The organism is Bacteroidales bacterium (genome assembly GCA_012517825.1).
Taxonomy (GTDB): domain Bacteria; phylum Bacteroidota; class Bacteroidia; order Bacteroidales; family JAAYUG01; genus JAAYUG01.
In genome coordinates this window covers 1-6366 of the sequence record JAAYUG010000074.1, presented here as the reverse complement: position 1 = coordinate 6366, position 6366 = coordinate 1, and the positions used below count along the sequence as shown (strand labels likewise).

The following is a 6366-nucleotide window of genomic DNA, read 5'->3' as shown; positions in this document are numbered from 1 at the left end:
TGTGAAGGTAATTTCCTTCAGAAGTTCGGCGGCTTCCGTGAGTTTGTAGGCTTTTCCCGGCTCTATCTTCTCAACGGCTTTCTTCTGATTTTTCGTCAACCTTGCCATACCTCACGAAGTTTTTTGTTTGCTGAATGGATCCTCGCCTTTGATGGTAATACCCATACTGCGTGCAGTACCGGCCACCATTTTCATGGCCGATTCAATGGTAAAACAGTTCAGATCAGGCATTTTCGATTCGGCAATTGCACGTACCTGTTCCCAGGTAACCGAACCAACCTTGTTACGGTTGGGTTCAGGCGAACCGGATTTGATCTGAGCGGCTTCCAGGAGCTGAACTGCCACCGGTGGGTTCTTTACGATAAAATCAAACGATTTGTCAGAATATACCGTAATGATAACCGGAAGCAGCTTTCCGGCACTACTCTGGGTTCTTGCATTAAACTGCTTGCAAAATTCCATGATGTTTACACCCTTGGAACCCAGAGCAGGACCAACAGGCGGTGAAGGATTCGCTGCACCACCTTTTATCTGTAATTTGATAATTCCTGCTACTTCTTTTGCCATAATTGTGTTTGCATTACATTTTGATTTTCCTCAGCAGATTTTCATTTTACAGTTACTCAGGAAGCATTATGGTTATTGTAACTGTCAGAAAGCTGCCGGGTCAATCTGTTATATCACGTTGTAGTACGAGAGTTCATTCTTTTTCAACCTGCATAAAACTCAGTTCCAGAGGTGTTTTCCGTCCAAAGATTTTCACCATTACTTTCAGCTTCTTTTTTTCCTCATTAACTTCTTCAATAACACCTGTAAAGCTGTTAAACGGTCCGTCGATTACCTTAACTGTTTCACCAACAAAGAAGGGGGTACTGATTTCTTCCTCACTGGTCATCAGGTTGTCAACTTTGCCCAGGATGCGGTTCACCTCTTCGGTACGCAAGGGAATCGGATCATCTCCCCGTGAACCTGTAAGCCAGCCCATCACATTGGGTATATTACGAAGTATGTGGGGGATTTCACCCACCAGGGCTGCCTCAACCAGAACATAACCCGGATAATAACTCCGTTCCTTGCTGACTTTTTTCCCTTTCCGGATCTGATAGACCTTTTCCATAGGTATCAGCACCTGGGAAACATAATCCTGGAGGTTCAGCCGGGCAATTTCATTTTCGATCAATTCCTTGACCTTTTTCTCCTTACCACTGACTGCCCTGAGTACATACCATTTTTTGACGGTATCGGTTGTCATTTTCCGGAACGGGGTTAAATAATGATATCATAGATCAGTTTCATCAGGTTCTTGAAGGAGATGTCCATAACAAGAACGATGATGGCAATGATCAGCGAGGCGACCATAACCACAAGGGCACTGTTCTGAAGTTCTGACCATGTGGGCCAGGTAACTTTGTGAACCAGTTCCTTGTACGATTCCTCGAGGTATGTTTTCAGACCCATTTTATTCAAGGTATTAGCTTGCACGGGAGGAGCGACTCGAACGCCCGACACCTGGTTTTGGAGACCAGTGCTCTACCAACTGAGCTACACCCGTGTACAACATCAGATCCGGAGAGTGGAAAACTCCTTCTCCGGAACCTGATGCAGTTATGAACTACTCAATAATTTCAGTTACGGTACCGGCACCAACTGTACGGCCACCTTCGCGGATAGCGAAACGCAGTCCCTTGTTGATAGCCACCGGATAGATCAGGTTAACCGTGATGTTCACGTTATCGCCCGGCATAACCATTTCACGTCCTTCAGGGAGCATAATTTCTCCGGTAACGTCGAGGGTACGGAGGTAGAACTGCGGGCGATAGTGATTATGGAACGGAGTATGACGTCCACCTTCTTCTTTCTTCAGCACAACCACCTCAGCCTTGAAAACTTTGTGCGGGGTGATGGAACCGGGTTTGGCAATAACCATACCGCGCTTGATTTCCTTCTTGTCAACACCGCGGAGGAGCAGACCAACATTGTCGCCAGCTTCACCACGGTCCAGAATCTTGCGGAACATTTCCACACCGGTAACAACCGTCTTCTTATCCTGGCCAAGGCCAATGATCTGTACTTCTTCACCGGTTGTAATAACACCCGTTTCAATTCTTCCTGTTGCAACTGTACCGCGGCCTGTAATGGAGAATACGTCTTCAACAGGCATAAGGAAGGGCTTGTCAACGTCACGCACCGGGAGCGGGATATATTCATCAACTGCGTTCATCAGTTCCATAACCTTTTCTTCCCACTTGGGATCACCGTTCATAGCGCCCAGTGCAGAACCACGGATAACGGGAGCGTTGTTTCCGTCGAATCCGTAGAAATTGAGAAGCTCGCGAATTTCCATTTCGACGAGGTCCAGCATTTCCGGGTCATCAACAGCGTCAACCTTGTTCATGAAAACAACAATACGGGGCACATTCACCTGGCGGGCCAGAAGAATATGTTCACGGGTTTGCGGCATAGGACCGTCGGTTGCAGCAACCACGAGAATAGCACCGTCCATCTGGGCAGCACCGGTAACCATGTTTTTGATATAGTCGGCATGGCCGGGGCAGTCAACGTGGGCATAGTGCCTCTTTGCGGTCTGGTACTCAACGTGTGCCGTATTAATCGTAATACCCCTTTCTTTTTCTTCAGGAGCATTGTCAATCTGGTCGAATGTTTTCACTTCTGCCAGACCTTGTTTTGCAAGTACCATGGTAATGGCCGCCGTAAGGGTAGTCTTTCCATGATCGATGTGACCAATCGTACCAATATTGACGTGCGGTTTTGTCCTTTCAAATTTTTCTTTAGCCATAATTTAAACTGGTTAAAAATTATAAACTTTATTTGGTTTTCTATTGAGTTAATTTACATTCCTTTATTTGAGCCAATGATGGGAATTGAACCCATGACCCCTTCCTTACCAAGGAAGTGCTCTACCCCTGAGCTACATCGGCAGAAAGTTGAGCGGGAGACGAGGCTCGAACTCGCGACCCTAACCTTGGAAGGGTTATGCTCTACCAACTGAGCTACTCCCGCATACATGTGGGGAGAGAAGGATTCGAACCTCCGAAGGCATCAGCCAGCAGATTTACAGTCTGCCCCAGTTGACCGCTTTGGTATCTCCCCATACGGATTTCAATGAACAGAGCCGATGGAGGGAGTCGAACCCACGACCCGCGGTTTACAAAACCGCTGCTCTGACCACTGAGCTACATCGGCAATTTCAGGCTGTTTATGCCTGAAAAACCACCCTCCAAAATCGGTTTGCAAATGTATAATAATTTGTCAAGATAAAAAAATTTGAACCGAAAATTATGAAGAGTTTATGAACGCTTTTTCTCCTTTGTTTTGATAACCTGATTTCGAAGAGCATCAATTGCCTCAGTAACAGCCTCTTCAAATGTTTTGGACTGCCGGCGGGCAAAAAGATCATTTCCGGGGACCTCAAGGCGGATTTCAACAATTTTGTTCCCCTGCTCCATATTATTCTCAAGCTTCAGTATGATTTCAGCACCCAGAATGCGTTCATCAAACTGCTGAAGTTTTACCACCTTTTTATTAATGAAATCGAGAAGCTTTTTATCGGCATCGAAATGTACCGAAGTTACATTGATTTTCATAGGTGCCTCCTTTCGTTAATTAAGCCCTCGGATGGGCCTGTTTATATACCTTTTTAAGTTTTTCAAATGAATTGTGGGTATAGATCTGCGTAGCCGAGAGGTTAGCATGGCCAAGCAGTTCCCTGATGGCATTAAGGTCTGCGCCACGGTTCAGCATGTGGGTGGCAAAACTATGCCGGATAATATGCGGACTTTTTCTGGCGATAGTGGTCACCTGACCAAGATAATAATTTACTGTACGATAAACAAGTTTTGGATATAAAGATTTTCCATTTTCCCGCACCAGAAAGGTATCTGTGGTACCGACCTCCCTGTTTCGCACAGCAAGGTATTCCATGCAGATTTTTTTCAGCAAAAACGAAAACGGTATAATGCGTTGCTTGTTTCTTTTTCCGGTAACCCGTATTTCCATTTCTTCGAACCGTATGTCCGTATCGCGAAGCGAAATCAGCTCGCTCAACCGCATGCCGGTCTGGTATAGCATTTCCAGAATGAGGCGGTCACGTAATCCTTTGAAACCTTCGCCAAAATCGACCTCCGACAGAAGCTGCCGCATCTGATCTTCATCGATGAATTCAGGCACTTCGGAACGGGTTCTGGGACGTTTTATCATCAGCATCGGATCGGAAGAAAGCCGGCCTTCACGCATTTCAAAACGAAAATACGAGTGAAGGGATGTCATTTTCCGGTTTACACTTCTGGCTGAAAGGCCATTTTCCAGTAAAGAAGCAATCCATGAGCGAATGATCACAGGGTCATCGGAAATCTCCACAGGAGAATTGATGGCCTTGCAGAAATCCTTGTATTGTTCAAGATCGGTTTTATAAGACAGGACGGTATGAGGAGAAACTCTCCTTTCAGATATCAGATACGTAAGAAAAACATCCGTCTGGTGCATAGATAATGGGGTAGAGTACAATACCCGGGCAAAAGAATTTTCAGGCTTTCGCCGAATAAAGCAACCCCTTAATCCTGCTCCTGCTGCAATCTCTGCAGATAAGCCGCTCTGGTGATAACTTCGCGCCGGCGAACCGAAGGTTTCTTATAAGCCTGACGTTCACGCAATTCTTTAATGATTCCGGTTTTTTCAAATTTCCGCTTGAACTTCTTCAGCGCTCTTTCAATATTATCACCTTCCTTGATCGGAACAATAATCATAGCATCATCCTTTTTTAAATGAGCCGCAAAGTTAAAAAAAATAATAAAATAACACAAATATCGCCTGGCTACTTTTTAACTACTCAACCGACAAATAGGGATATATTTTCCGGAAAACCGAATCAGGAAGTACCTGATTCTTTTTTAATTCGTTCAGATCAGTGATTTTCCCTTTTATTTCCCTGTATTTCATTATGGAATGTGCATTCCAACGCGAAAGGTACGGATGGAGAGATAATTCATTTTCCCTGGCACGGTTGACCGGTATTTTTGTAATGTTCAGCGAATCGCATTGATAGTGTTCCTTCAATACCTTAAGCATTTCAGGACGCATTCCGTAAACTTCCCCCAGCTGCTCCATGTTTACAAAACCGCCCAGACGGGCACGATAGGTAATTATTCTCCTTGCCATTACGGGTCCGATTCCATAAAGCCGGACAAGGGCAACGGAATCGGCCGTATTGATTTCGCCGTAGCCATGGCTTTTTTCACTTATTTTCTGCTGGTATTCTTTTGAAGAACCCAGTTTCTCATCCCATTTTTTTTGATTCACTGCTTCATTTTTATTTCCATCGTCCTTCCGGGCAATCTGCACGTAAGGAATGATGCTCCTAACCCATGCCGAATCAATTCCATAGATTCTGAACAAATCCTCAGGTTCTCTGAAACGGCCACCTGCATTTCTGTATCGCACTATCGTTCTGGACTGACCTTGCGATAAACCGATTCGTCGCCAGCCATCCTCCGTCAATGTATTGGGATCGAAAGGAGCAAGAGAAACAGCGGGAGTAGAATCTGTCATATGCCGCAATGAATCGGCAAGCGCCAGGAGGCTTTGCTTTTGCTCCTGAGATATTTTCCTCGGCGGCAGATAAGGAATGATGGTGTTGATAACAATCATCAGAAACAGAAGCACTGTAAGAACCAGAATTCCGTTTCGTTCTCCCCGTGAAAAATTCAGCCAAAGGTCGGCCAGTTTCTTAAACAGGTTCATACCTCAGAACGGATAACCAATTGCAATGCTCAGCGCGAAATCTTTTTTCTCAGGAATATGATTCAGGAAAGTCCAACGCTCTCCCCTCGGCAAAGAAGGATTTCTCGTCTTCATTCCCACATCGATCCGGAAAATGAAAAAAGAAAAATCAAAACGAAAGCCCATGCCTGTGCCGACAGCAACATCGGAAAGGAAACGGTTCAGCTTAAAGACGGCTCCCGGCCGTTCATCGTTACTTCTGATAGCCCATATATTACCGGCATCGGCAAAAAAGGCACCTTCCAGTTTCCAGAACAATTTAAACCTGTATTCAACGTTTGCCTCGAGTTTGATATCACCCAGGGAGTTCGGATAACGGGAGATGGTGTCATTATAGGTTCCTGGTCCGAGTGTACGCACCTGCCAGGCCCTGATGCTGTTAGCCCCACCTGCAAAAAACTTTTTTTCAAAGGGCATGGTAGGTGAATTCCCGTAAGGGAATCCTACCCCGGCATATAAACGGTATACCACCCAGTCGGTAGGATTGAGCAGGTGATTGTATCGGAAATCGAATTCTCCCCTGACAAACTGGGAGAACTGTGTACCGAATATCTGATAGTACCTCCTTGA

At 45.5% G+C, this 6366-nt stretch carries 10 protein-coding genes and 5 tRNA genes; all 15 read right to left on the bottom strand.

Annotation, left to right across the window (positions count from 1 at the left end; genetic code table 11):
• The coding region (locus tag GX419_04785) for a 50S ribosomal protein L1 (GenBank protein ID NLI24001.1) at positions 1-108 on the bottom strand (108 nt) is incomplete at its 3' end.
• Between the two features lie 3 nt (positions 109-111).
• Positions 112-567, bottom strand: coding sequence for a 50S ribosomal protein L11 (gene rplK / locus GX419_04780; protein ID NLI24000.1), 456 nt, complete (start codon positions 565-567; stop codon positions 112-114).
• A 133-nt stretch (positions 568-700) separates the two neighbouring features.
• The gene (nusG, locus tag GX419_04775) at positions 701-1252 is read right to left on the bottom strand and encodes a transcription termination/antitermination factor NusG (protein NLI23999.1); all 552 of its coding nucleotides are present in this window, start codon (positions 1250-1252) and stop codon (positions 701-703) included.
• Positions 1253-1266: 14 nt separating this feature from the next.
• A complete protein-coding gene (gene secE / locus GX419_04770) occupies positions 1267-1452 on the bottom strand; it encodes a preprotein translocase subunit SecE (GenBank protein ID NLI23998.1) in 186 nt (61 codons plus the stop codon).
• Positions 1453-1479: 27 nt separating this feature from the next.
• Positions 1480-1552: transfer RNA gene (locus GX419_04765), tRNA-Trp, on the bottom strand.
• A gap of 60 nt (positions 1553-1612) precedes the next feature.
• Positions 1613-2797 (bottom strand): elongation factor Tu, encoded by a 1185-nt coding sequence (tuf, locus tag GX419_04760; GenBank protein NLI23997.1) that lies wholly within the window; start codon positions 2795-2797, stop codon positions 1613-1615.
• A gap of 70 nt (positions 2798-2867) precedes the next feature.
• Positions 2868-2939 (bottom strand) — tRNA-Thr (locus GX419_04755).
• Positions 2940-2948: 9 nt separating this feature from the next.
• Positions 2949-3021: transfer RNA gene (locus GX419_04750), tRNA-Gly, on the bottom strand.
• Between the two features lie 7 nt (positions 3022-3028).
• Positions 3029-3111 (bottom strand) — tRNA-Tyr (locus GX419_04745).
• Positions 3112-3131: 20 nt separating this feature from the next.
• Positions 3132-3204 (bottom strand) — tRNA-Thr (locus GX419_04740).
• 104 nt (positions 3205-3308) lie between these two features.
• The gene (gene raiA / locus GX419_04735) at positions 3309-3605 is read right to left on the bottom strand and encodes a ribosome-associated translation inhibitor RaiA (protein NLI23996.1); all 297 of its coding nucleotides are present in this window, start codon (positions 3603-3605) and stop codon (positions 3309-3311) included.
• A gap of 19 nt (positions 3606-3624) precedes the next feature.
• Complete coding sequence (locus GX419_04730; protein ID NLI23995.1) at positions 3625-4503, bottom strand: tyrosine-type recombinase/integrase; 879 nt, start codon at positions 4501-4503, stop codon at positions 3625-3627.
• Between the two features lie 68 nt (positions 4504-4571).
• Positions 4572-4763: a 30S ribosomal protein S21 gene (locus tag GX419_04725; protein NLI23994.1), complete on the bottom strand. Its 192-nt coding sequence runs from the start codon at positions 4761-4763 to the stop codon at positions 4572-4574.
• Between the two features lie 79 nt (positions 4764-4842).
• On the bottom strand, positions 4843-5757 hold the full coding sequence (locus tag GX419_04720) for a helix-hairpin-helix domain-containing protein (GenBank protein NLI23993.1): 915 nt from the start codon (positions 5755-5757) through the stop codon (positions 4843-4845).
• 3 nt (positions 5758-5760) lie between these two features.
• A partial coding sequence (locus tag GX419_04715) for a BamA/TamA family outer membrane protein (GenBank protein ID NLI23992.1) occupies positions 5761-6366 on the bottom strand: 606 nt, incomplete at its 5' end.